Consider the following 21,679-nt stretch of genomic DNA (forward strand, 5'->3'; position numbering starts at 1 on the left):
TCGAGCAGGAGGGAGAGCATCGTGTTCGACGAGCGTCAGCAGGAGTGGTTGCAGTTCGCGGGGTTGCGTTTCCGCGCCGCCACCGATGAGAGGAACGCCGCGCTGGTGGAGTTGAAGGCGGCGATGATCTCGACGCGTGGTTCGGAGGACCCGGCGGGGGCGGCCGAGCTGACGGGTTTGTCGTATGAGGAATGCGCGTACTTGTTCGTGGTCGACCCCTAAGGCGTTCCCGAACGTCGTGGCGAGCGCAGGACGAATCTGCGATGCCTTGCGTTAGGTGCCTGTCGTAACTTGCGGCCGGGTGCTTAGCGCGACAGGGGTGCACCTGGTTGCGGATCGATGAGCCATCGATCGCGCATTAGGATGCGTTAGGACGCGGATCGGCGCCGGCGATTCTGAGCCACCCGCCGTCCTCGACGAGGTGATTTCGGGCACCGACGACCACGCCGATGCTGACGGAGTCGAGAAAGCTCGTCTCTGAGAGCTCCAGGATCACGCGGCTGGTCGGCTCGAAGGTTGCGTCGTAAAGCGCGAGCCGCAGGTCGTCGGCGGTGCTGAGGTCCAGGTACCCGACGGGCCGAACGACTGCGATGTCGTCGTGGGGCGACCGCAAGAAGTAGGTGTGGTCGTTCATGAGTCATTCCTCGGGGCTGCCGCAACGCCTGCTGGCGAGGGCCGACGGGAGGGCAGCTGTTGGCCTAGCGACCCGGTGGACGTGACTCCTCCATGCAGACCTGACGCTACACCCGGTTCCCCTGATCAGCACACCCCTAGAGACTGCGACCACCTCGACCGCCCAACGCGACAGCTTTCTCGAAATCAGGCGAAAGGATGTGTGATCGGGCGGCGCATGGGCACTGCGAGGACAGGGCCAGCATCAGAACCGGTCTGATGCTGGGTTAGGTTGCGGCGTTCAACGATGCGTGCGCCGCAACTGCCACAACCAGCCTGACTGCTCGGACGTCGAGCGACATGCGTATCCGCCGCATTCGCGGCTCGACCCGACTGGAACCCAACAAGGTGTCGGGCCTCTCCGAGGTCGTGCTCCGGTGCTCGTGGCCAAGTTGAAGCGGGCACCCCGAGTTGGCAAAATATGTGGTCGTGAACGACCAGATCGGCTCGAGCGACTATGTCGCAACGGGAAAAGCGAACGAGACGCTCGCCACCGGCGTGCACTTGGCGGAGACCGTTGTCCCGGCTTGCGAGGCTGCAAGCGTGTTCGTTCTCGACCCGGGCAAGTTCTTCGACGCCCCAGCAGCGACCGACCCAATGGCTCAGACTGCTGACGCGCTCCAGATCTCCCTCCAAGAAGGCCCGTGCCTGGATGCGCTGACCGAGGAGGATGTGGTGATCTGCGCCGACCTCGAACGTGAAGACCGATGGCCGGCCTGGGCGGCACGTACCGCTCGCGAGACCCCCATCCGCAGCGCTCTGTGCCTGCATCTACATGCCGAGGGGCGGCGTGTGGGAGCGCTGAACCTGTTCGCTACCCGACCCAACGCTTTCACCGGAACCGACCTGGCCGCGGCGCGAGCAGTCGCCGAGCACCTCGCGCACGCGGTGAGCGATCGGAACGCGGCCGAGCACGCCAATGCCGGCCTGGCAAGCCGCACCGTCATCGGGCAAGCCGAAGGTCTCCTGATGGAACGGTTCGACATCGACCAGGACCGAGCGTTCGCAGTGCTCAAACGCATCTCGCAGAACACCAATCGCAAGCTCAACCAGGTCGCCGCAGACCTGGTCCGAACCCGCGAACTTCCCGACTACTGACGCCGCCCACGCTCACGGACGTGGAATCAACTCGTCAACCCGGTGCCGGATCGACCTGGGTCGATTCGATCGTGTGGTCCGCCTGTGAGCTGGTCAGCCTGTTCAGGAGATGACCGCGAGCCGGCTGAAGTCGTCGCCAGGAAGACCGTTGTCGGCGACTGAGGTGACCACCGAACGGTCCAGGTCGGCGTAGCCCGAGACGAAGGTCAGGAAGGCGACGTCGGCTGCGTCACGACCTGTAGCGAGGCGTATCAGAGAGGTTCGTGGGGCAAGAGCGGTGGCGTCGACGACGTGCCAGGTGCCGTCGATGTGGGCCTCGGCGACGGCGTGGAAGTCCATGGGGTGGCATCCGGGTGCGTAGACGGCCACGAGTCGTGCCGGGACCCGTAGTGCGCGCAGGAGGGCGATCACCAGGTGGGCGTAGTCGCGGCAGACCCCTGCCCCCTTGAGCAGGGTGTCCTTGGCGCCGTCGGTGGGGCCGCTGCTGCCCGGGACGTAGTCGAGGCGGGTGCCGACCCAGGACGACACCGCGTCCAGGAGCTCTGCGCCTTGGATTCCGCGGAACTCCGTGTGCGCGAAGCCTCCGAAGATGTCCGACTCGACGTAGCGGCTCGGCCGTCGGTACAGGGAGAGGTCTGCCAACGACGATGCTGGGGCCTCGGCAGCGCCGTGGACTGTGGCGGAGTAGTGGATGCGGGTGACACCTGCGGGCAGGGACAGGAGGTGCAGGCGTCCGTGATGCGCTGTGTTGACGGCCACGGCCGTGACCGGCGTGGACTCGTGGACCAGTGAGAGGGTCTCCTCGACGATGAGCCCTGGGGTTGTGGCCACGGCGATCTGCAACTCGACCTCGCAGTCGCTGTGCGCGGTGATCTGAAGCTCGGCACCGACCGACCGCTTGACCGTGGGGTCGCGATGCAGGTTGGCCGCCTCGGTCGGTCCCTGCGCCATGGGAGCGAAGTACCCGGGTGGCTGAGGATCAATCGAACACGGCTGAGGGACGTTGGCTCCGGCGCCGGCCGGTGCGGCCCGATCACGCGGGGGAGGTTCGACTCCGTTCCTGTCGCGGCGCTCGTCATGCACGTGCATGTGGATAGTCGCTCGCTCGGCCTTGGAAGGCGAGGATGGCGGGGTTCCTGATCGTGCCGTTCTCGATCTCGATGGCGCGGTTCAGGGTTTCGTTGGCGTCCCGAGCGGCGTGTCCCTCGAGTACGGGCCGCAGGAACGGGATGAGTGCGTTGCTGTTCTCCCACGTTGCGGAGTTCCAGAGGTAGGAGGGGCTGTGGTCGACCCCGTAGTAGAGGACGTTGTCGCCGACCCGGAAGGTCGGGTCCTCGAAGGTCGTCGGGCGGGCGAAGCTGAACCCCATGCCCAGGTCGCACGAGACGTCGATGAGGAGGCTCCCCGGGCGGAACGGGGCGAGATCGTCCTCGGTGAGGTAGGTCAGCGGGTTGGCGGTGTCCTGGAACGTGCAGTTCACGACGATGTCGTTCTCTGCCAGGTACGCGGGCAGGGGTTCTCGTCCGCGTTCGGTGACGACCTCACTGGAGTGGTCGGGGCCCTGGTCGTGCTCGAACCGGCGGATTCGTACGGAGTGGATGGGAGACCCGACCGCCGCCACGTCGCGATTGGTCAGGACGGCGACTTCGTGCACACCGTGCGCGTTGAGTGCGGTCACGGCACCTCGGGCGGTGGCACCGAACCCAATGACCACGGCGCTCAGGCGGCGGCCGTAGTCACCGGTCAGGCCGGCGAGCTCGAGTGCGTGGAGGACTGAGCAGTACCCGGCCAGCTCGTTGTTCTTGTGGAACACGTGCAGCCCGACGGTGCCGTCGCGCGTCCAGTGATTCATGGCCTCGAAGGCGATCAACGTCAGCTGCTGGTCGATCGCGACCTGGGTGAGCTCGGCGTCCTGGACGCAGTGCGGCCAGCCCCACAAGACCTGTCCCGGCCCCATGACTTCGACGTCGGCGAGCTGTGGCTTCGGCAGCAGGACGACCTCTGAATCCGCCAGCAGCTGTTCGCGGGATGCGAACCCGCCGACGTGGTCGCGCAAAGAGTCGTCGTCGACGCCGAACCGTGCGCCGTACCCATGTTCCAAGGTGATGCGCTCACGGAGGTCGACGTCGAGATGAGCCAGGTGCGAGGGGTGGATCGGCAGCCGGTGCTCGTTCTCCTTGGCTGAGGAACCGATGACGCCGAGCGAGGCGAGTGTCATCTGTTCTTGCCTGGGCGGACCTTCTCGGGCACAGCCTCCGCGGACTTCTGTTCGCGCTTGTCGGCGCGCTTTTCCTTGATGGACTTGCCGGTCTTCTTGGACAGGCTCTGGCGCGGCGACTTGTCGCTCATGTGGTGTCTCTCTGAGAGGAAGCTTGAGTAGCTTCGACTGCCGACTCTACGCCTTTGTGAAGTCTCCTGGGCGCCGGTGCTCTCGGTCGACAGGTCCAGGCGACGCCCACCTTCGGGCACCGTTCGACAGGATGCCTCGTTGAGGCGCGGACGTCGCCTGTGGAGTTTGCGCGTAGTGTGGGTTGTCGAAGACCTGAACGGCCTCTCCGCACGGGCGTGGCTGTCGGTCGAGAGGTGCGGCTCCCTGTGACGAACGCGCATGACCATCAGAGCGGCATGGCCAAGGTCGTTTCCGATGCGACCCGCAGGATCGAAGCCGTCGACGTTGACCTACGTCGTCGTTTCACCGGCCGGCCGGTTCTCGACATCGTCGGTGCCGCTGCTGCGGCGTTCGCAACGGTCGGTGTCAGGTTGTCGCCCACAGAGGTCCGCAGCTACGCGCAGGCGGTCTCGTGCGACAAGCCGTTCGAGACGTCCTAGCGAGGCGAGATGTGACCGAACTCGTTCGCGTGCGGCTCGTCCCGTACGGAGATGCTGGTAAGAACCTGCGCATCGGGCCGGAGTTCAGCGCGCTGACCGTCGAGGAAGCCTTGGAACAGGCGATGGACTACAACTGGGTGATCCACCGCCATCCCGACCGACACCTCAGGCCGGTGGTCGCGCAGCAGTGGGACACATCGTCCCAGGCCTGGGTCCCGTTGGACCTGGAAAAGATGGTCAGGGAACCCAACGGCTGAAGGCTCTGCTCCTGGCCGGTGGTCTAGCGGCGGTGTGGCCTGCCCATATGTGCTGCTACGTTGGTACGACGACCGCAAGCGTGGAGTTCCTGGGCCCAGCGCCCGTGTGAAACGGATGAGCGCAGTCGGCAACAGCAAGGTGGTGGCCGCATGGCCGCTCAAACCGCTCGACGATTCACTCACGGCGTCCGCCCGGCAGGTGATCGCGGATTCCGCAATGTTCCTGACGGGGCCTGGTGGCCTCACAACCGCCAGCTCACCGAACAACTTCAGCACCTGTTCGACTCATGGCCGCCGGACCAACCACGGATCAACCGTGTCCTGTACTCCCCGCCGGACTGGGACGACCAGCCCCGCAAGGTTCCCGTGAACGGCCGCTGGGTCAAGACCGGTCACTTCCCCAACGACGACACCCACGCGATCACCTTGACGCTCTCGGACCGCTCACGTCAGGTGATCACGGTCATCGATCCGGGCACAGCTCCCGATGCCGCAGCGAAGATACTCGACGACCTGAACCACCCTGCGCCTTAGTACGTGGCGTTCCTGAACTGGGGCAGCATCGACACGCTCGTGCTGCTCCCGAACCGCCGGGACCCCTGTCGCTTGCGTGCGCGCCGACAGGGGTGCCGCCGGCGAACAATCAGCCCTGACTTGAAAGAGCACACGCATGATCGCCACGAAGTGGGAGCACGGGTACCTCACAACCAGCGGCGATCAATGGACCTGGACCGAGTTCACCGCAGACGCCGCCGTCACTCTGGAGAGCGGACTGGGGGTACACCGTGCCGTAGCAGCCCTCGGTTCCAGCGGATGGGAAATGTTTCAGGTACTGCGTTCCGGCTCGACCAGCACCCATCTGTTCCGTCGTAGCACGCCAACCGTGCGCGACCTCGGTTGAACTGGCACCGACTACATCGGTGTCACCTGGTGAGATTCCCAACCCGACGAGGGTGAGGCGAGGCATCAGGGGTAACTCCAGATCAGGGAGTGGCCGATGCCGGTTGAGCCGCTGATTTAGGGCCTGCTCGTCCAAACACGAGGGCGGGCAGGCCCGACCTAGCCAACAAACGGCCCGCTGCCGCGCTGAGTGTGTCGCTGTGGCAGAAGCATACGAATCTCGGCAGATCCGGACGTGTCGGCCACGCGGCGGAATGACGCGCTCATCGCGGCAGATCCGGGCACACGAGCTACTTCGCGCAGCGCCGAAGTCGGTCGGTCTGCCTTCAGCTCTGGGTATGTCTCGAAGCGACCGCGATGGCAGTGGTCGCTTCGATGACCTTCGCGCGTGGCCGGTTCTGGGTGCGGCCAGTCGTGGTCTCGTGGTGGTCGATTCGACGCCATCCGTTGAGGTCGACCCAGTCGGGTTGTCGGTCTCGGACGAGGACGCTGAGGTCGAGGTCGGTCCGCGGTGTGTGTTCAAGGAGCTGGTCGAGGTCTTCGAGGAGTGTCGATACGGTTTCTACGGCGTCGGTGCGGTTGGCGCCGAGGCCGCCGGTGGGGCCGCGTTTGATCCATCCGGCGGTGTAGGTCCTGGCTGTGTCGGCGCGTCCGCGTTCGTTTGGGACGGTGCCGGTCTGCTCGTCGAAGACGAGTCCTGGGAGTGCTTGCCCGCGGTAGCCGACCGCGGTGATCAGTAGGTCTGCCTCGAGGTCGTTCTCCACGTCGAAGAGGTCGGCTGTGTCGCTTCGTCCTGTGTCCGTCGACGTCAGTCGCACACCTCGTACGCGGTCGTCGCCCAGGACGGCGGCGGGTGCCGAAAAGAACTTGAAGGTCAGCTTTCGGGTGGCGTTGCTTGAGGAGCGGCTGGCTGCACGGCGTAGGGCGTCGATCTTGCTGCGTTGAGCGAACGATGCGCGATCGAGCGGTTCGAGGTGGTCGCCTTCGGTAACGATGTCCAGGTCGAGGAGCGCTGTGAGGGCGAGGAGTTCGCCGGTGGTGAAGGCGGCGTGTTCGGGTCCGCGTCGGCCGAGGAGCACGACCTCCTGGACCGAGCCGTTGCGAAGCGTCTCCAAGGCGTGATCGGCGATGTCTGTCCGTTCGAGGACCGTGGGGTCCAAGATCAGGATTCTGGCGACATCGAGTGCAACGTTGCCGTTCCCGACAACAATCACTCGCCGTACGTCTTTCAGGTCGACGGTCAGACCGGCGCCGTCGGGATGACCGTTGTACCAGTCGACGAACTCGGCCGCGGAGAGCGAACCGGGCAGGTCCTCGCCGGGGATGTTGAGCCTTCGGGGGGCTCGGGCCCCGTAGGTATAGACAACGGCGTGGTGGTGTTCGAGCAGCTCGTCGTGCGCCAGGTGCTCACCGACGGTGACGTTGAAGTACGCGGTCACGCGTGGGTCTGCCAGGAGCCACGCGAACTCCTCACTCACGCCTTTGGTGTGCGGATGGTCAGGCGCTACTCCGCCGCGGACCAGTCCGTACGGCGTGGGGAGGCGGTCGAACATCGAGATCTCGACCTGGCCCGGCACCAGTCGAAGGAGCTCCTGAGCGGTGTAGAAGCCGCTCGGTCCGGCGCCCACGATAGCGACCCGCAGGGTGGCAGAAACTTCTGCGACCGCCTCGACTGCCGGGCGGACAGGGGCAGGGGTGTGTGTGGCCGGGTGGTGGCGGTAGTAGTCCGCGTTGAGGTCGAGGAAGACGGTCATGTGAGGTTTCAGCTCGTTGTCGGGCTGAACGGCGTTGACGGGGCACACGTCTTTGCAGGCGCCGCAGTCGATGCAGGAGTCCGGGTCGATGTAGAGCATCTCAGCGGTCGCGAAGCCTGGTTCGTCGGGTGATGGGTGGATGCAGCCGACGGGACAGGCGGCAACGCATGCTGCGTCGCTGCAGCAGTTCTGGGTGATTACGAAGGTCATGATGCGTCTCCTGAGCCGGTCGCGCGGGTGATCATGACGGGGATGCCGTTGAAGAAGGCGTTGCCTGAAGGGCGGTCGATGAACTCGGCGCCGGATGGTGTGAGCTGGTTGTAGCTGGGGCCGCCGGCAGCGACGGCGCGCTTCCAGCTGCCTTGGTGGCCGAAGCCGTGGGTGAGGCCGACGGAGCACTGCATGACGTCGGCAGTCACGACCACTCGAGTGTCGAGGCGTCCCCATGGCGATTCGATGGTGACGAGTTCACGGTCCAGGACTCCGGCGGTCTCGGCATCGTGGGGGTTGATGACGGCGTGGCACTGCCGGTCGTCGGACATGAGGCGTGGAACGTTGTGAAGCCAGCTGTTCTGGCTGCGCAGCTGACGGATGCTGAACAGGCGGAGTGGGAATCGCGGGTCGTCGGAGGAGTCCTGTTGAAGTCGGTCGACTTCCTCGGTGATCTCGTCGTGCGCGAGGTGAACCATCTTGTCGTTCGTGAAGATCTTCTTCTTCAGGACGCCGACCTCGCAGTGGTCTGCGAGCTTGACGGCGCCTTGGCGGTCGAGGAGTTTCTTGCGGCTGATGCCTGTGCGCCGCAATCCGAACATGTCGCCGTGCTTGCCGGCCCGCATCACGACGTCGAGGATTACGTGCGGTGGGACGCTGAGGCCGAATCGGCGCATCAGTTGTGCCCCGGGAACTTCGGAGGCCGCGAGGCCCAGCTCGTTAGCAATCTGGGTGATGATCCAGCCGTCGTCTTTTGCCTCGCCGCGAGCCTCAACGACGGGTCGCACCCACTGTGCGTGAGGAACGGTGCTCTGCGACTGGCTGAACAGCGGCATCTGTTCCCGTTCGAGCCACAGTGTCGGCGGGAGAACCCAGTCCGCGTGACGGGTCGTCTCGTTGATGTATGGGTCGATGGACACCATGAAGTCGAGGCTGCTCAACGCTTCGTTGGAGCGGCCGGTGTCGGGGCCGCTGGTGACCACGTTGCTGCACAGAGTGATCAGCCCGCGCAGCTGTCCGTCGCCTGGAGTGAGTATCTCGTCGGCGAGCACGGCGAACGGTGCGGTGCCGTTGACTTCGCCGAGGCCGTGGACTCGGGTGTGCCAGCGGTTGCGGCCGACGATCTTCTGCTTGGCGCTGATGGCGTCGAGGTCGACCATGGGGTCGCTGAATACCAGGCCGCCGCGTCGGTCGAGGTTGCCGGTCACGATCGCGATGGCGTCGATGAGGTATTTGGTCAGGGTCGAGTGGCGGCCCAGTGATGCGCCGCAGCGACCGTGGATAGCGAACGCGGGGCTGCTTGCGGCGGCGCGTGCGATCTCGACGATGCGGTCTTGTGGGATGCCGGACTCACGTGCGGCCCGGTCCAGGTCGAAACGGCTCGCGAGGTCGGCCACGAACTCCAGGCCGGTGGCCTGCGTCGTTGCGATGTCCCACCGTGTGAGGTTCTCGTCGAAGAGCACGCGGAGCATTCCGCCCAGGAACCACGGGTCGGCTCCGGGGCGGATCGGCTGATGCTCGAACAGTTGGGCTGTTTCGGTGTAGCGCGGGTCGAGGACCACGACACGGCCACCTCGATCGACGACGTCGAGGAGTACGTCGCGGACCCGACCCACGGTCACCATGCTTCCTTTGGAGACCACGGGATTCGTGCCGATCAGAAGCGTGAAGTCGGTGGAGGCCCAGTCCGGTATCGGGTAGACCATCGTGCTGCCGTAGAGCATGTCTCCGACAACGTGGTAGTTGTTGATGTCGATCGAGGACGAGTTGTAGTGGTGGTGCGACCCCAATGCGTTGACGAGGCCGCTGATGGCGATGCCGCCGCTGAAGTTTCCAGCTATGGGGTTGCCGTAGGCGGCGCCGATCGAGCCGCCACCGTGAGCATCTCGAATGGCCCGGAGACGCGCGCCGATGTCTTCGAGTGCCTCGTCCCAGGTCGCGGGCTCGAACTCGCCGTCGAGCCGTCGGCGCATAGGTTGCGTGACGCGGTCCGGGTCGTAGACGACGTTGTGAAACTCGACCCCCTTGGAGCAGGCGAAGCCGCGTGACGACGGGTGTTCGGCATCGGGTCGCAATGAGGCGACCTTGCCGTCCTGCACCACCGCGACCAGACCGCAACTGGCCTCACAGATCGCGCAGAACGTCTTCTTCTCCACGACCTCGCCAGTGCGCGCCGCGTTCAGGTCAGCCTTCGCCTGCACAATCTTGGTGGCCATCGGATCTCCTTAGTTGCCCGGCGGTTGCTTGGGACGCAGCACGAATGGACGGGGCCCACATGAGCGAGACGAGCTGACGCATCTCCTCGGCACCGGGCGGCCGGCCCAGGAACAGGAAGTGCTCGATGACCAGGGAGATGCCGGCGTTGCGCACGATGAGCGGCACCTCGCCGGCAGCAAGATTGTCGTTCGCCTGTGCGTTGTTTAGGACGGCGTCCACCAGGGCGACACGCTCCTCGCCGATACTGTTAGTGCCGACTACGGGGTCGCTAGCTACACCGCGCATCGCCTCGCCACCAGGGCCGGTGAGGTATGCAGCGACCGACGTGAGCAGCGCCAGAAGATCGGTCTCCAGGTCACCAGTGAACTCGGGGTCGAGCGTCCACGAACTGCCTTGACGCTGCATGGCTGCGCGGATCAGCAGACCCCGGCTCGGCCATCGCTCGTACAAAGAGGCCTTGCTCACTCCCGCGCGCGCCGCGACGGCCTCCATGCGCAACCCGGACCAGCCGGCCTCGGTGATTTCCTCCCACGCCGCGTCCAGGATTGCGGCGGCGAGCTGCTCACCAGAACGGCGCCGCCGAGTCGTCTCGCTCGCATCCGGGGCGCGGGGGTCCGGTCGCATGGTCGGCCTACCTTTGGTCGAATCAAAGACTAGTGTACGCAGCGTACACTAACGGGCACCCGTAGGAACTGGATATCCGCGGGCCGTTTCCGCAGCTGTGCTCGACGAAGACACCAAGGGGCTCGCAGATGCGGTCGGGCCGGGTCAGCGGGGGTTCGCCCACCCCGCGGGGGAGGCTTGGGCGATCGCGTCGGGGATAGTCGTCCCGCGGAATGCGATGCGGTCGATGACGGGCCGCACGAGGCCGGGGATCCGTGCGACGAGTGCGTTCCGGCGGACGGGGACGACCAGGTCTGCTCGGCGTTCGATGCCGGAGACGACGGAGTCGACCACGGCGTCGAGGGGGATCATCTTCCAGAGCCCCTTCTTGTTGCCGCCCCAGAGGGTGGTCGCGGCAGGGTCGGCGTGAACGTCGTCCATCATCGGGGTCTGGAAGAACGTGGGGTGCACGCTGCCCACCTTGATGCCGTGGTGGCGGACCTCGAGGCGAGTGGCATCGCACAGCGCCCACACCCCGGCCTTGCTGGCCACGTAGGGGCCGTTGAGCGGCGAGTGGACGAACGCCGCCATCGAGGAGACCGCCAGCAGGTAGCCGCGTGTCTCCTTCACATGAGGCAGTGCTGCCCTGAACGTTCGCCAGACGCCGTTGAGGTTGATATCGATGATGCGCTCGAACGCCTCGGGTTCCATCGTCTCCAGTGGTGCAACCGCACCGATGCCTGCGTTCGCGATGACGACGTCGATGCTGCCGAAGTGCTGCGCTGCTGCATCGACCGCGGTCCGGAGGCTGTCAAGGTCGCGAACATCGGCTGCCCAACCTCTGGCGACCGTGTCGGGCCCGAGTTCGGCGGCCTGCTGCTGAGTGAGGTCGGCGTCGAGGTCGAGCAGAGCGACGTTCGCTCCGCGTTGGCGCACCGCGCGGGCGACCGCCGTTCCGAGGCCGCCGGTGGAGCCGGTGATGAGAACGGTGCGCCCGTTGAGGTCATAGCGAGGCATGGGATTTCCTAGTAGATGATCAGGTGTTGGCGGGGACGTGGTGATCGAGGAAGGCGAGCTGCTGGTTGACGTTCTGCTCGAAGTCCTCTCCGACGTAGATGTCGAAGTGGCCTCCCGGCTGCATGCGGATCTCCCCGCGGGGTGCCTTCCTCACGTGGCGCAACGTCGCCTTGGTGGGAGCAACGGAGTCGTCCTGGCAGACCGCGAAGTGGGCCGGGCAGGTGATCTTGCGAGCGTCCCGGCCCGGGTAGTAGCGAACGATGTCGAGAGCGAACCGGGCGGCAACGTCGGAGCGAAGGTCGAACTCGGGCGGAATCAGGGCCTCGATGCCGGCCACGGTGTCGGGTGACGTCATGAGCGCCGTCGATCCGGGCGGTCCGTAGGTGGGCACCATCAGGGGCGGCCGGCCGCGGAACGAGCCGATCCGGTCCCGCAGGGCTCGGGAGACGACCTTGAGCGAGGTTCCCGGTGGGATCGCCAGCGAGGAGGCGAGGCCGTCGGTGAACGGGCACTGGGAGATGACCGCCGCGATGCGCGGGTCCTGCGCCGCGGTGCGTAGGACGTGGCCGCCGCCGAACGACGTGCCCCAGAGGACGACTCTTTCCGGGTCCACCCCGTCCAGGGTTCGGGCAAAGCTGACCGCCGCGCGCCAGTCCTCGAGTTGGCGTTTGATGTCGAGAACCTGCCGCGGGTCGCCGCTGCTGGCGCCGAAGTGCCGGTAGTCGAACACCAGGCAGTGGTAGCCGGCCTCGCTGAATCTGTGCGCGAACGCGTCCAGGCGCATCTCCCGTACGCCTCCCAAACCGTGACCGAGCACGATGATCGGCCGTACGTCCGTGGCGGAGCCATCTGGGGTGTAGAGCCACGCTCCGCAGGTGCCATCGCCGGACGGGAAGACAGTTTCGCTCCTGGTCATGGAGCAACACTAATAGAACACATCACAAACTTAGAAGGCTTTCTAACTATGACATCGCTTACACTGTTCGGGTGCCGTCCCTTCCTTCGTCGTCCCTCTCCAGCGAGCCCGGCGGTCATCCAACGACAGGGACGCGGACCCAGCGTCGCGCGGCGTCGAACCGGCAAGCGGTGATCGACGCGGCTCGGGAGATCGTGGCGACCGAAGGTGTGGATGCACTCACGCTCGAGGCAGTGGCCGAGCGTGCTGACGTCGCGATCGCCACCATCTACAACCGGGTCGGGAACAGGTCATCCCTCCTTCTGGCCGTGGCGGAACAGGCGATGGAACACAGTCGGGCCCACATGGACGCCGCCTACGCCGCGGACGGCACTGCGGAAGAACGTCTGCTGCTGGTCGCGGCCAGCTGGGTGCAGTTCGCGCGCGAAAGCCCCCACGAGTTCCGCATCCTCGTCGAGCCCGCGGACGAACCCGAAGCGGTCGTGCGCCTGGCCGAACTCACTCGTACGCAGAACGCCAAACTTGCCAACGCGATTCGCGACGGTATTCGCGAGGGCCTGATCCGGCCCGAACTCGACCCGGACCAGGTCGCAACTGCCCTCTGGGCTTCGCTCAACGGGATCCTTGCCCTCGCCTGGCGACCAGGCGGGTTACGGGTCGAGGCAGAGTCTCTCGACGACCTTCTCGCGACCTTCATCACGGTCGCCACGGACGGGCTGCGCGTGCGCTGAGCACGATCCCCGGAGGGAGTCGGCAATCCCACGGGAAGGGATGAGGGACGCACCGGCCGCCACGCACTCGCATCGGCAGATCCGGACACCGAACGTCGCACTACCGCGTCATTCCACCGCCAAAGACGCGATTCTGCTCCTCGATGACAGCGTCTCGCTCATCGAGCGCTGCCGTTGAGAACAGACGCCTGGCGCCTCCCCGTCTAGCGGGTCCTTGAAGGCCGCACCGCCCGTGGGCGCCATGCTGGCGAGATTTAGGGTCAGTCGGTGGGGTATCCCAAGTCTCCGTGAGTTTCGGGCAGCCTGAGGCTGAGGATGGCAACTACTCTGGCCCAATGTCCGAGCCCAAGTTGTTCACGTGGTGGATGCACGACAACCGTCCGCTTTCTGAGTGGCTCGAGACGCACGTCCTGCGCAGGGTCAGTGACGAGCTCAGCGACACCAAGAGCGTCGAGGAAGTCGATGCATTCTTGACCAACCTTTCGTCGATCGTGGACCGGATTCGTCCGGCCGCGCTTGAGGCCCACTCGTTCGGTGAGTACTTCGAGGGCGACGGGGGCTGGCGCCCAGGGCGGCGTCCGGGAGAGTCCATCAAGCAGAGCCGTTGGTTGTTCCCGGTGGAGATGTCTGGTGACTTGGAGCAGCTCGTCTGCTGGCCAGACAAGGTTGCCGTGGGGGTGAAACCGGTCGGGCCTCGATCGGGGGAGGAACCGACGAACGAAGAGCGTCGGCAGATGACCACGCCGGCCCCGTCAGCTGACGACGTGTCCCCGCTGTTCGCACAGATGACCAGCGACACGTTTCTTTACACGCCGGCCTACATTCCCAGGCCCGGCCACAAGCCCGCGCTCTACTTCACCTTCGACGTAACACCCGAAGACATTGATGTCTTCGTTGACACCCCAGCGTTCGCGACCGCCGCATCGGCACGCCTGAACTACCTCCGCGAAATGTGCAGCGCAACCAACGCGCAAGTAGAAGCATTCGTAGCCGGCGAGCTCGTTGATCGAGTAGCCGACGCCGCAAAGGCGCGTCGCGACGGCTTCTCAAAGGTCGAGAGAATCCGAACCTCGCTTTCCTTCGAGCCGGGGTGGTCCGCCCCCGCCCCTCGCCTTGCAGTGCCTGCAGCCGAGCACGGCGAGGGCGAGGCCATTGGCGACATTGAGCGCCAGGATCTGTCGGCGGCCGACGTCGTAGACCTTGCGCCAGAGGGTGGGGAGCGCCTCAGCAAAGCCACTTTTTACGACGTCCAGCGCGTTATCGGTGCCTGGGCTAGCGGAGTTCATGCATACCCGCGCTCATTCACAAAGCTCACAGAGGACGACTTGTCCTGCCTCCTGGCGAGCACCCTGAACGCGACGCTTCCGGGGGCCGACCGTGAGGTTTATCGGTACAACGGCAAGACGGACATTGTTGTTCGAGCAGAAGCCTTGCCCGGCGGTCGTAGCAGCGAACCGGTGTTCGTTTGCGAAGCAAAGAAGCTCGGAAAGTCCGCCGGCCCAGCAGTGGCATCCAAGGCCCTCGAGACGCAACTCCTAACCCGTTACACGAATGCTTTCGACACCTCAACGGTGCTCCTGCTGTACATGTCACAGAGTGAGTTCCACGGACCTCGGGACCGAACTCTCGAAGCGATTCGGACCGTCGAGGGATACCAGCCCGCGCCAGCGGAGGACGAACAGGGGGCGGTCGAGGATTGGCCTGTCCTCACTTTTCTGCGAGGCGAGAGAACTATCCGGGTCTGTATAGCGTTCGTACATTTGCCCGCCGACTGACCAGCCACGGCGACCCCGTTGAGGCCCGCGGAGACTTGAGACCTACTTCAACTGCCCAATGATGGCCGGACGAACGCAGCGCGCTCGCTGCCATCACCCCCAGGCCTGTTGCAGCCGGATCAGGCGCTGCTTTTGGCGTGAACGTCCCACATGAGGTGCAGGCTCTGGCGGTCGTCGTCGGCCAGCACGGACCTGCCGAAATGCCGGTACGGTGCGGCCTCGAAGAACCCGGCCTGAGCTGACCACATAGTTGGGTAGAAGTGACGGAACACGAAATCAGCGAACCGGAGCGGGTGCACGGGCGCCACGCAGGCCACGCGACAGTCCATCCCGTTGATGGTCATGTGGGCGGCCGGATGCCCTGGTTTGGCTGCAGCAGGGTCGAAGTCGAACCTGATAGGGGAGCGAAGTAGCGGCTCGTCGGTTCGGTGCAGATCAACTACATCCAGGATGGGTTCGCTTCTGAGCAGCTCGGTGTCGACGTCAAACGGGCAGGGGATGTAGGCGAGACGATGTCCCGAGATCTCGCCGCCGGCGATGTCGTAGGTGAGCTGCAAGAGGCTGGCGTCTGGCAGGACGGCTGAGTAAGCGCCTACCTCAACCCAACGGCGGTACTGGTTGATGTCGGGATGACTGTGGTTGATGAGGAACTCGGCCGTTGGGTCGTGTCGGTGGAAGGTGACGCGGTCGGGGCGTTCATCCACCGCATTGACGTATAGCGCCAAGTCGGACTCTTGGAGGAAGTCGAGGACGTTGCTGACGTCGTTAGCGACGCTGCGGCTACTCGTTGCCATCGTCGTCGCCGGTGCTACCTCTGAGCCGGGTGAGCCGCGTGCGGATATCGGGCGGCAGGTCGTAGAGGTCCATCTCGCCTCGTTCTACCGCTTCGAGGAAGGCGGCTACGCCAGCAGTCGCCTTCTTGACGGTTGCTTCTTCTCCCTCCGGCCGGTCGCGGTGGATGTGTCGAAGCTTCGCGAGAGCGGCCCCCGTTGGGATGGTGAAGCTCAACTTGTAGTCGTTGTCGCGTACGGCCGCGGCCTCGGCGGCGATGACTTCTTCCATCTTCTCGCCGTAGCCGGTGATTCGGACCCACGCGCGGCTGCGGGTGATAGCTGTAAAGAGCTTGTTGCGTCGGCTCACTGCGTTGAACTCGGAAGCGGCGTACTGCGAGTCGATGGCGTAAACCATCGGAGCTTCGTTGCCCTTCGCGCGAAAGATGTGAGCCAGAGCTACCGACTCGGGTCGGAAGATGGTGTCGGTACTGGTGTTGACGCCTGCAAGATGTGAGGGAATGCCGCGGCGGGTGAGTTCCTTCATCAGCCGAGGCGCGCGGGACTTCGCACGGTAGGTGTCAGGGAGGACGACCAGTATGTCGTCGTGCTCGAGCTCGTCCTCGTTGATGTTGATGGCGATCTGGTCAGCGATCCACGCGTCTTGGGCGGCTTCGTCGTCGAAGGTCTGGACCATCACTGCGTCGGCGGGCTGCAAGAGAGTGTTGAAGTACGAGGGGTAACTTGTCGCTGCGCGGCGCAGCTGAACAGGCTCGCCTTCGCTTAGCTCGCCGCTGACGACCTCGTAGCCGATGTCAGACCACAGTTGAGGCTCGTCAGGATGCTGGAGGAGCCCGCCAGGTCGGTTCACTCCGATGCCTAGAGCATGGGCCGTCGCGAGCGCCCAGGGGGTGTTGCGGTAGCAGACTTGGAGGACGATATCGCGGCGCGGTCCGCCAGGAGTCGACTCCAGGCTGACGAGCTGTTCGCCTTGGGGACCCGTTCCGAACAGTTCGACCGTCGAAGGCATAGCTTCGTCGGACAGCCGCTGTAGCTCGTCGTAGCCCCAGACGATGCGCTTGGGGTCCTTGGTGAACAGGTAGACGAGTTGGAAGAACTCGGGCGGGAGGTCCTGCGCTTCATCGATCAGGACCGCGTCGAAGATCGGAGTTACGGTCTTCGTCTGCGCGGTGGTGAGGAGCTCGCGACAGATGCCCTGGAATGCATCGTCCATCCCGTACTTGCCGCGGGCGTACGACCAGTCTCGCGGTGTTTCGCCCAGCGCGGTCGCGATCATGCTGTAGACGCCGGCGCGGGCTGAGGAGCCCCATGAGTGCACAATGCGCAGGCGCTCGGGGTCTGGCGGCTCATTGCCGTGCTCGAAGGTGAAGCGGGTGACGAGATCGTCGATCTGCTGATACAGAGCGCGAGAATGGAATGTGAGGGCGATAGTCCAGTCGGGGTGTGTCGTGTGCCAGTAGGCGGCCTTGAGGGCGAGGACGACAGTCTTGCCAGACCCAGCAAGGCCGCGAATCCGCTGAGGGCCTTCGGGACTCTCGATGGCGGCCTGCTTCTGCCACCGGTCGAGGTTGGCGATGCCCTTCTCGATCTCTTTGAGGACTCCGCCGCGCGAAGAAGGCTTAGATACGGTCGTGCGCTTCTTAGCCGGCTTGATCGTGGTGACCCGCTGAAGTGCAGCGGAAACTCGATGCTCCAAGTCAGCGGAAATGGGCTCGAGGTCCGCAAGCCAGTCCCCAAGGTCGTCGAGCTGACCGTAGAACCCATCCTCAGCTTCTGCGACAAGCTCAGCGGGAGGTGGCGAGCCGAACAGCGTCGCCGTGTTGGGCTGAACTGCGAGCTTTCGACGCTCGCGGAGGCCTTCGTGCCGACTCAGGTAGCTCTCGAGCACCCCGAACAGTCGGTCTTGCTCGGCAATCGCTGCCTCGCGGTCAGCGGCGCTGCTGGGGAGGTCATCGGCAATGAGGAACGCCACCAGTCCATGTGCCTGACTGACAAGAAGCGCGTCGACCTCGACGCGCTCATCGGCCGTCGCCAGCACCGGGTAGCCGAGGTAGACGGTTCCTGATTCAACCGAGTTCTTGAGGGCTTCCGCGAGTGCCTGGGCAGCGGGTCGGTTGCGGCTCTCGCCGTACACGATCTCGAGCGTCATCCAGACCTTCCCCTTCTCTCGCCGGCCGCCCCACCGGAGCCAAACGAACGCTCCGACCCTAGCGCGGCCGGCCGGGCCCCGTGCCCTGTCCTGCGGATGTCCTCTATTCGCACTGGCCTTACTGGCTTGGTCCTCTCAGGCCGCGCCGGGGCCTGTTCTGGCAACTGACTGGCCAAGTCGAGTCAGCAGCCGAGCGGACGCAGTTGCGACCGGGTTGGTGAGAACTGCGGGACCGCACACAACTCGCCGCCTATCCGAGTGCAGAGGAGAGCGCCGGCTCCGCCCGTCCTGTCCAGAAGGTGCCACTAGCCAACTGTCGAATAGAGGCTGTCGACTTCCCGCATGACCACTCCACAACGCCTGAGCGACCTGCGCACCGACTACCTGCGGCCATATCGCGACGGAACCTTGACCGTCTACAACTTCTACCTCGACCGCTACTTCGCCTGGTGCGCTGACCACGACCTTGAGCCACTTCGCGCTACCCGGCCAGACGTCGAGCGGTACATCGAGCATCTCCTAGTCGAGCGCCGCATGTCGGGTGCCAGCGTCTGCACCGCCCTGACGTCGGTGCGAGGGCTCTACCGGTTCGCGCATCAGGAGTGCGCGATCGAACGCGACCCCGCGCAGTACGCGCGCCGTCCACGCATCACCACACTGCCCAAGGACACCACCGGCCTGGACCGCGCCCAGATGCAGGACTTCCTCCTCGCCGGCCAAACCAGCGGCGGCCGCTACTACGCCACCGCATTCCTGCTCTGCTGCATGGCCCTTCGTGCGTCCGAAGCCTGCTCCATCCAAATCGAGAACTTCCAGAAGACCAGCCGCGGCCATCGAGTCTTGGAGTTCCACGGCAAGGCCGGCGTGCCCGCCCGCATGCCCATCCCCATCCCAGTCGTCCGGGCACTCGAAGCCGCTGCAGGAGACCGCACCACCGGCCCGCTCCTTCTCCGACAGGACGGTGGCCCGTTGAGCCGCCAAGGACTCGGCACCATCGTCAACACCCTCGGCCGCCGCGCCGGCATCAAAGGATTAGTCGTCCGCCCCCATCTACTCCGCCACAGCTGCATCACCAACGCATTGGAGTCCGGGGCATCCATCCGCAAAGTCCAGGACCTCGCCCGGCACGCCGAACCGCGCACGACCATGCGCTACGACAGAAACCGCACCAACCTCGACGACCACGCCGTGCACTCCCTCGTCGCCTTCATCGCACCACCCGACGGCGACGAGACTGATGCTGAGCTGGCGGCTGGCTAACGCCGGCCGTATCCGTCCGGTCCGTACGGGGACCAGCCGTTCAGGAACGGCTGGAGGTTCTGAGCGTTCGGCTCCGGCGAAGTCGGAACCTTCAAGGTGCCCTGCAGAGGGTCAGCGGGGCCGATGCTGTCAGTGCACCAGTCCAACCAAGCCTGAGCCCGGTCGCGGTCCTCACCCGCGGCCATCGCCCCGACCGTCGCGGTCATGGCCGCGACGTACTCGCGGCGTTCATTGGCCTTGCGCCAGGCCTTCGTCTGGCGGTCCAGGACGTCGCCGCGATGGGACTCGACCAGCAGACGCTTGGCCTCCTCCATCGCGGCTTCCCAGCGACGCTGCTTGGCGGCAGCAGCAGCCTCGGCACGGCGCGCGTCCCGGGCATCCTCCAACGCCCGGACCTCCATCTCCCACAACACCTCACCAAGACGCTGGTCGAGGGCCTTGCGGGCGCCGTCGTTGAAGATGAGCGGGCGCCCGTCACGGTTCGAGCCCTTCGCCACGATGGTGATGCTCAGTTGCCCGGTCGGGACGAAGGTGTTCTGCCTGATCTCGCGCCACATCGGCTGCGTCTTCCGAGGCGGCTCGTAGGGGTACCGGTAGCGGATGTCCTGCCGCTTGCTGCCCTTGCCCGGCTTCTCGGCGATCAGGATGCCGTAGGTGAAGTCGCCGACAGTGACCTCCAACTGCCCGTTCCCGATGGCAGTGCGGAACGCGCCAGCGTCCAAGCCTTTGAGCTTCCGTGAGGAGACCGTGTGGCCGCGCCGGGTCGCCTCTGTTGCCAGGGCGTGGAGCAGGCGGGTCGCACGGGACAACGACTCCTTGGTGACCATGTGCTGGTCCGGGTCCGCCTTGTAGACGCCGGCAGCGGGATGCGGCTTCGTCAGCCGCTCCGGCGCGGCAATGTCCTCTCGCTCGACGCGCAGTGTCATGTCGTCGTCGAAGTACGCGACCTGCTTGCGTTCCGCCCAGCCGCCGTACGGCGAAAACCGCAGAATCTTGTCGTGCGGCTTGTTCGAGGCCAGGCCGGCGACCGCCAGCACCTTGTGCGGGTCGAACTCGACCTTCCCGAGGTCGGCTTGCCCGCCGCCCTCCAGCACCTTCTCGATCACCGATTCAGCGTGCTGGATGTTCGGGTCCGGAGTGGGTGCAGGAGGCAGACCTGAGGAGGCCTTCGGCTGCGGCGGCGTCCGACGGCGCCGAGTGCGCCTCTCAGGCGCGGGCTTGTTCTCGGTCGCTTCCTCGACCACGGGGTAGTCGCCATGGCTGAGATAGTGCTGGCCGGCCTCCGTGATCGTGGCTGCCCAGAGACCCGTTCGTTTGCTGACGGTGACCAGGCCGCGGTTCTCCAAGGCGCGGGCGGTCGTCTTGTACGACTCGTCGGGCCAGTCCCGGGGGTGGGAGCCGTCGCCAACCCAGCGCAGCACCTCGAGCTGTCGTTCATTCACTGGCCTGCGTTGCACCGTGATCACCGTGCTTCCTGTCGAGGGGACTTGGCTAGTCGTAGCCGAGGCTGTTGCCCGAGTAGTACATGACCACCGGGTTACCGGTGACCACCGACGCTTCGAGTAGCGCCTGAAGCCGCGGGAGGTACCAGCCGAGGTCGGTCATCACCAGCGGCCGCACCGCCACGGTCAGCTCCTCGACCTTGTCCCACAGCAGCTCGCAGTCGGCCACCGAGGCGAACTTCATGTACGTGACGGGACGTGCGTACCCGGCCGCCGACTCACCTGAGTCCAGATTCGTGAACGTCGACTCGGCATACAGGTACTGGAACGCCTTCACCACCTCGGCATCGTCTGCGACGTGCTGGCCCAACCGAGCAGCGCGGAGCAGCTCGACCGGTTCGGCAGTCATCGTTCGCACCAGCAGGTCGAGGCCATCGACTCCGACTTCCAGGAGATGGTCGGTAGGGGCGCCGTAGTGGTCGCGAACACCAAGGCCAATCGGCCCTTCCTCATTCGGGAAACCATGGAGGTCGATCGCTTCGATGGGCTCACGGCCGCCCCGGTCGACCAGGACGCGGGTGTCCGGCCCGACCCTGACCTGCGACAGGGCGTCGATCTCCGCCTTTGCACTTGCGGCGATGGCCGCCGGCGCGATGACACCGCGGTAGGAGTAGGCCGAGGCCTGATCCAGCACCTGCCGCAGGTGCTCGTAGCGACCGGTGACGAGCTCGTCGACCAGCCGTGGGTCGGGTTCGTAAGCAGGTACAAAAATCTCTTCGACCAGACGCATGTGGCGGTGCGGACACGCAGTGTCTGTGGCCCACTCGTACATCTCGTCGGACCAGTCCTCGACCATCTCGCCGGCGGGCGACCGCAGATTGCCGTACGCGTCGAACCTGAACTCGACCTCGGCCGGCGGGACGGTCGTCTTGCCGTCACGCCAGCAGGTGCAGGCCACGTAGGCGTAGTGCTCACTCACAGTCGGAAACTAGGACGAGGCTCCGACACTCGCGAAGTCGGCTGGGCGCCAGGTGCTCAAGGTGATGTGTCGGAGCCGG

At 65.3% G+C, this 21,679-nt stretch carries 22 protein-coding genes; 9 read left to right on the forward strand and 13 right to left on the reverse strand.

Annotation, left to right across the window (positions count from 1 at the left end; all coding sequences use genetic code 11):
* Nucleotides 1-21: 21 nt before the first annotated feature.
* Complete coding sequence (locus tag ABIE44_RS15150; protein ID WP_209715786.1) at nucleotides 22-222, forward strand: hypothetical protein; 201 nt, start codon at nucleotides 22-24, stop codon at nucleotides 220-222.
* 136 nt (nucleotides 223-358) lie between these two features.
* Here the strand turns inward: ABIE44_RS15150 and ABIE44_RS15155 are convergent, their stop codons facing one another.
* A complete protein-coding gene (locus ABIE44_RS15155; protein WP_209715783.1) occupies nucleotides 359-634 on the reverse strand; it encodes an STAS domain-containing protein in 276 nt (91 codons plus the stop codon).
* A 467-nt stretch (nucleotides 635-1,101) separates the two neighbouring features.
* On the opposite strand from ABIE44_RS15155, the gene ABIE44_RS15160 reads away from it, so the two are divergent.
* Nucleotides 1,102-1,770 (forward strand): GAF and ANTAR domain-containing protein, encoded by a 669-nt coding sequence (locus ABIE44_RS15160; protein WP_209715780.1) that lies wholly within the window; start codon nucleotides 1,102-1,104, stop codon nucleotides 1,768-1,770.
* A 102-nt stretch (nucleotides 1,771-1,872) separates the two neighbouring features.
* Here ABIE44_RS15160 and ABIE44_RS15165 read toward each other — a convergent pair whose 3' ends face one another.
* From ABIE44_RS15165 to ABIE44_RS15175, 3 genes are all read right to left on the reverse strand, one after another.
* Complete coding sequence (locus ABIE44_RS15165; protein ID WP_209715777.1) at nucleotides 1,873-2,721, reverse strand: transglutaminase-like domain-containing protein; 849 nt, start codon at nucleotides 2,719-2,721, stop codon at nucleotides 1,873-1,875.
* 124 nt (nucleotides 2,722-2,845) lie between these two features.
* On the reverse strand, nucleotides 2,846-3,988 hold the full coding sequence (locus tag ABIE44_RS15170; protein WP_209715775.1) for a N(5)-(carboxyethyl)ornithine synthase: 1,143 nt from the start codon (nucleotides 3,986-3,988) through the stop codon (nucleotides 2,846-2,848).
* On the reverse strand, nucleotides 3,985-4,119 hold the full coding sequence (locus ABIE44_RS15175) for a hypothetical protein (protein WP_354438134.1): 135 nt from the start codon (nucleotides 4,117-4,119) through the stop codon (nucleotides 3,985-3,987). The genes ABIE44_RS15170 and ABIE44_RS15175 overlap by 4 nt, the downstream gene beginning before the upstream one ends.
* Nucleotides 4,120-4,365: 246 nt before the next feature.
* Here ABIE44_RS15175 and ABIE44_RS15180 point away from each other — a divergent pair, with 246 nt between their 5' ends.
* From ABIE44_RS15180 to ABIE44_RS15195, 4 genes are all read left to right on the forward strand, one after another.
* Nucleotides 4,366-4,599: a hypothetical protein gene (locus ABIE44_RS15180; RefSeq protein ID WP_209715772.1), complete on the forward strand. Its 234-nt coding sequence runs from the start codon at nucleotides 4,366-4,368 to the stop codon at nucleotides 4,597-4,599.
* Between the two features lie 11 nt (nucleotides 4,600-4,610).
* Nucleotides 4,611-4,856, forward strand: a complete 246-nt coding sequence (locus tag ABIE44_RS15185; RefSeq protein ID WP_209715769.1) for a hypothetical protein — start codon at nucleotides 4,611-4,613, stop codon at nucleotides 4,854-4,856.
* Nucleotides 4,857-5,006: 150 nt separating this feature from the next.
* Entirely contained in the window at nucleotides 5,007-5,390 is a 384-nt protein-coding gene (locus ABIE44_RS15190; protein WP_209715766.1) for a DUF5994 family protein, read from the forward strand.
* 136 nt (nucleotides 5,391-5,526) lie between these two features.
* The gene (locus ABIE44_RS15195; RefSeq protein ID WP_209715763.1) at nucleotides 5,527-5,757 is read left to right on the forward strand and encodes a hypothetical protein; all 231 of its coding nucleotides are present in this window, start codon (nucleotides 5,527-5,529) and stop codon (nucleotides 5,755-5,757) included.
* Between the two features lie 325 nt (nucleotides 5,758-6,082).
* Here ABIE44_RS15195 and ABIE44_RS15200 read toward each other — a convergent pair whose 3' ends face one another.
* The 5 genes from ABIE44_RS15200 to ABIE44_RS15220 form a co-directional block, all read right to left on the reverse strand.
* Nucleotides 6,083-7,720, reverse strand: a complete 1,638-nt coding sequence (locus ABIE44_RS15200; RefSeq protein ID WP_209715761.1) for an FAD-dependent oxidoreductase — start codon at nucleotides 7,718-7,720, stop codon at nucleotides 6,083-6,085.
* Nucleotides 7,717-9,936 carry a molybdopterin-dependent oxidoreductase gene (locus ABIE44_RS15205; RefSeq protein WP_209715758.1) on the reverse strand — a complete coding sequence of 740 codons (2,220 nt, stop codon included), beginning with the start codon at nucleotides 9,934-9,936 and terminating at the stop codon, nucleotides 7,717-7,719. Before ABIE44_RS15205 ends, ABIE44_RS15200 begins: the two co-directional genes overlap by 4 nt.
* Nucleotides 9,905-10,561 (reverse strand): TetR/AcrR family transcriptional regulator, encoded by a 657-nt coding sequence (locus tag ABIE44_RS15210; protein WP_209715755.1) that lies wholly within the window; start codon nucleotides 10,559-10,561, stop codon nucleotides 9,905-9,907. The genes ABIE44_RS15205 and ABIE44_RS15210 overlap by 32 nt, the downstream gene beginning before the upstream one ends.
* 144 nt (nucleotides 10,562-10,705) lie before the next feature.
* Nucleotides 10,706-11,557 (reverse strand): SDR family NAD(P)-dependent oxidoreductase, encoded by an 852-nt coding sequence (locus ABIE44_RS15215; RefSeq protein WP_209715752.1) that lies wholly within the window; start codon nucleotides 11,555-11,557, stop codon nucleotides 10,706-10,708.
* 19 nt (nucleotides 11,558-11,576) lie between these two features.
* On the reverse strand, nucleotides 11,577-12,473 hold the full coding sequence (locus ABIE44_RS15220; protein WP_209715749.1) for an alpha/beta hydrolase: 897 nt from the start codon (nucleotides 12,471-12,473) through the stop codon (nucleotides 11,577-11,579).
* A gap of 71 nt (nucleotides 12,474-12,544) precedes the next feature.
* Between ABIE44_RS15220 and ABIE44_RS15225 the strand changes: the two genes are divergently transcribed.
* Nucleotides 12,545-13,204 carry a TetR/AcrR family transcriptional regulator gene (locus ABIE44_RS15225; RefSeq protein WP_209715746.1) on the forward strand — a complete coding sequence of 220 codons (660 nt, stop codon included), beginning with the start codon at nucleotides 12,545-12,547 and terminating at the stop codon, nucleotides 13,202-13,204.
* Nucleotides 13,205-13,539: 335 nt separating this feature from the next.
* Nucleotides 13,540-14,979 carry a hypothetical protein gene (locus tag ABIE44_RS15230; RefSeq protein ID WP_209715743.1) on the forward strand — a complete coding sequence of 480 codons (1,440 nt, stop codon included), beginning with the start codon at nucleotides 13,540-13,542 and terminating at the stop codon, nucleotides 14,977-14,979.
* Between the two features lie 119 nt (nucleotides 14,980-15,098).
* Here ABIE44_RS15230 and ABIE44_RS15235 read toward each other — a convergent pair whose 3' ends face one another.
* Nucleotides 15,099-15,773 (reverse strand): DUF2290 domain-containing protein, encoded by a 675-nt coding sequence (locus tag ABIE44_RS15235; RefSeq protein WP_209715740.1) that lies wholly within the window; start codon nucleotides 15,771-15,773, stop codon nucleotides 15,099-15,101.
* Complete coding sequence (locus ABIE44_RS15240) at nucleotides 15,760-17,919, reverse strand: DEAD/DEAH box helicase (protein ID WP_209715737.1); 2,160 nt, start codon at nucleotides 17,917-17,919, stop codon at nucleotides 15,760-15,762. Before ABIE44_RS15240 ends, ABIE44_RS15235 begins: the two co-directional genes overlap by 14 nt.
* A 342-nt stretch (nucleotides 17,920-18,261) precedes the next feature.
* Between ABIE44_RS15240 and ABIE44_RS15245 the strand changes: the two genes are divergently transcribed.
* Nucleotides 18,262-19,179, forward strand: coding sequence for a tyrosine-type recombinase/integrase (locus ABIE44_RS15245; protein ID WP_209715734.1), 918 nt, complete (start codon nucleotides 18,262-18,264; stop codon nucleotides 19,177-19,179).
* Here ABIE44_RS15245 and ABIE44_RS15250 read toward each other — a convergent pair.
* Together ABIE44_RS15250 and ABIE44_RS15255 are read right to left on the reverse strand one after the other, a co-directional pair.
* Nucleotides 19,176-20,621, reverse strand: a complete 1,446-nt coding sequence (locus tag ABIE44_RS15250) for a hypothetical protein (RefSeq protein ID WP_209715731.1) — start codon at nucleotides 20,619-20,621, stop codon at nucleotides 19,176-19,178. The genes ABIE44_RS15245 and ABIE44_RS15250 overlap by 4 nt on opposite strands.
* Nucleotides 20,622-20,670: 49 nt before the next feature.
* A complete protein-coding gene (locus tag ABIE44_RS15255) occupies nucleotides 20,671-21,600 on the reverse strand; it encodes a hypothetical protein (protein WP_209715728.1) in 930 nt (309 codons plus the stop codon).
* Nucleotides 21,601-21,679 lie beyond the last annotated feature (79 nt).

It is taken from the genome of Marmoricola sp. OAE513 (assembly GCF_040546585.1).
In the GTDB taxonomy this organism is placed as follows: Bacteria; Actinomycetota; Actinomycetes; order Propionibacteriales; family Nocardioidaceae; genus Marmoricola.

Excerpts from the sequence above, each read along its gene's own strand:
- ABIE44_RS15215 (WP_209715752.1), bottom strand. The coding sequence starts at position 11,557 with ATGCCTCGCTATGACCTCAACGGGCGCACCGTTCTCATCACCGGCTCC.
- ABIE44_RS15240 (WP_209715737.1), bottom strand. The coding sequence starts at position 17,919 with ATGACGCTCGAGATCGTGTACGGCGAGAGCCGCAACCGACCCGCTGCC.
- ABIE44_RS15235 (WP_209715740.1), bottom strand. The coding sequence starts at position 15,773 with ATGGCAACGAGTAGCCGCAGCGTCGCTAACGACGTCAGCAACGTCCTC.
- ABIE44_RS15195 (WP_209715763.1), top strand. The coding sequence starts at position 5,527 with ATGATCGCCACGAAGTGGGAGCACGGGTACCTCACAACCAGCGGCGAT.
- ABIE44_RS15200 (WP_209715761.1), bottom strand. The coding sequence starts at position 7,720 with ATGACCTTCGTAATCACCCAGAACTGCTGCAGCGACGCAGCATGCGTT.
- ABIE44_RS15190 (WP_209715766.1), top strand. The coding sequence starts at position 5,007 with ATGGCCGCTCAAACCGCTCGACGATTCACTCACGGCGTCCGCCCGGCA.
- ABIE44_RS15165 (WP_209715777.1), bottom strand. The coding sequence starts at position 2,721 with ATGGCGCAGGGACCGACCGAGGCGGCCAACCTGCATCGCGACCCCACG.
- ABIE44_RS15210 (WP_209715755.1), bottom strand. The coding sequence starts at position 10,561 with ATGCGACCGGACCCCCGCGCCCCGGATGCGAGCGAGACGACTCGGCGG.
- ABIE44_RS15245 (WP_209715734.1), top strand. The coding sequence starts at position 18,262 with ATGACCACTCCACAACGCCTGAGCGACCTGCGCACCGACTACCTGCGG.
- ABIE44_RS15230 (WP_209715743.1), top strand. The coding sequence starts at position 13,540 with ATGTCCGAGCCCAAGTTGTTCACGTGGTGGATGCACGACAACCGTCCG.
- ABIE44_RS15170 (WP_209715775.1), bottom strand. The coding sequence starts at position 3,988 with ATGACACTCGCCTCGCTCGGCGTCATCGGTTCCTCAGCCAAGGAGAAC.
- ABIE44_RS15205 (WP_209715758.1), bottom strand. The coding sequence starts at position 9,936 with ATGGCCACCAAGATTGTGCAGGCGAAGGCTGACCTGAACGCGGCGCGC.
- ABIE44_RS15155 (WP_209715783.1), bottom strand. The coding sequence starts at position 634 with ATGAACGACCACACCTACTTCTTGCGGTCGCCCCACGACGACATCGCA.
- ABIE44_RS15220 (WP_209715749.1), bottom strand. The coding sequence starts at position 12,473 with ATGACCAGGAGCGAAACTGTCTTCCCGTCCGGCGATGGCACCTGCGGA.
- ABIE44_RS15175 (WP_354438134.1), bottom strand. The coding sequence starts at position 4,119 with ATGAGCGACAAGTCGCCGCGCCAGAGCCTGTCCAAGAAGACCGGCAAG.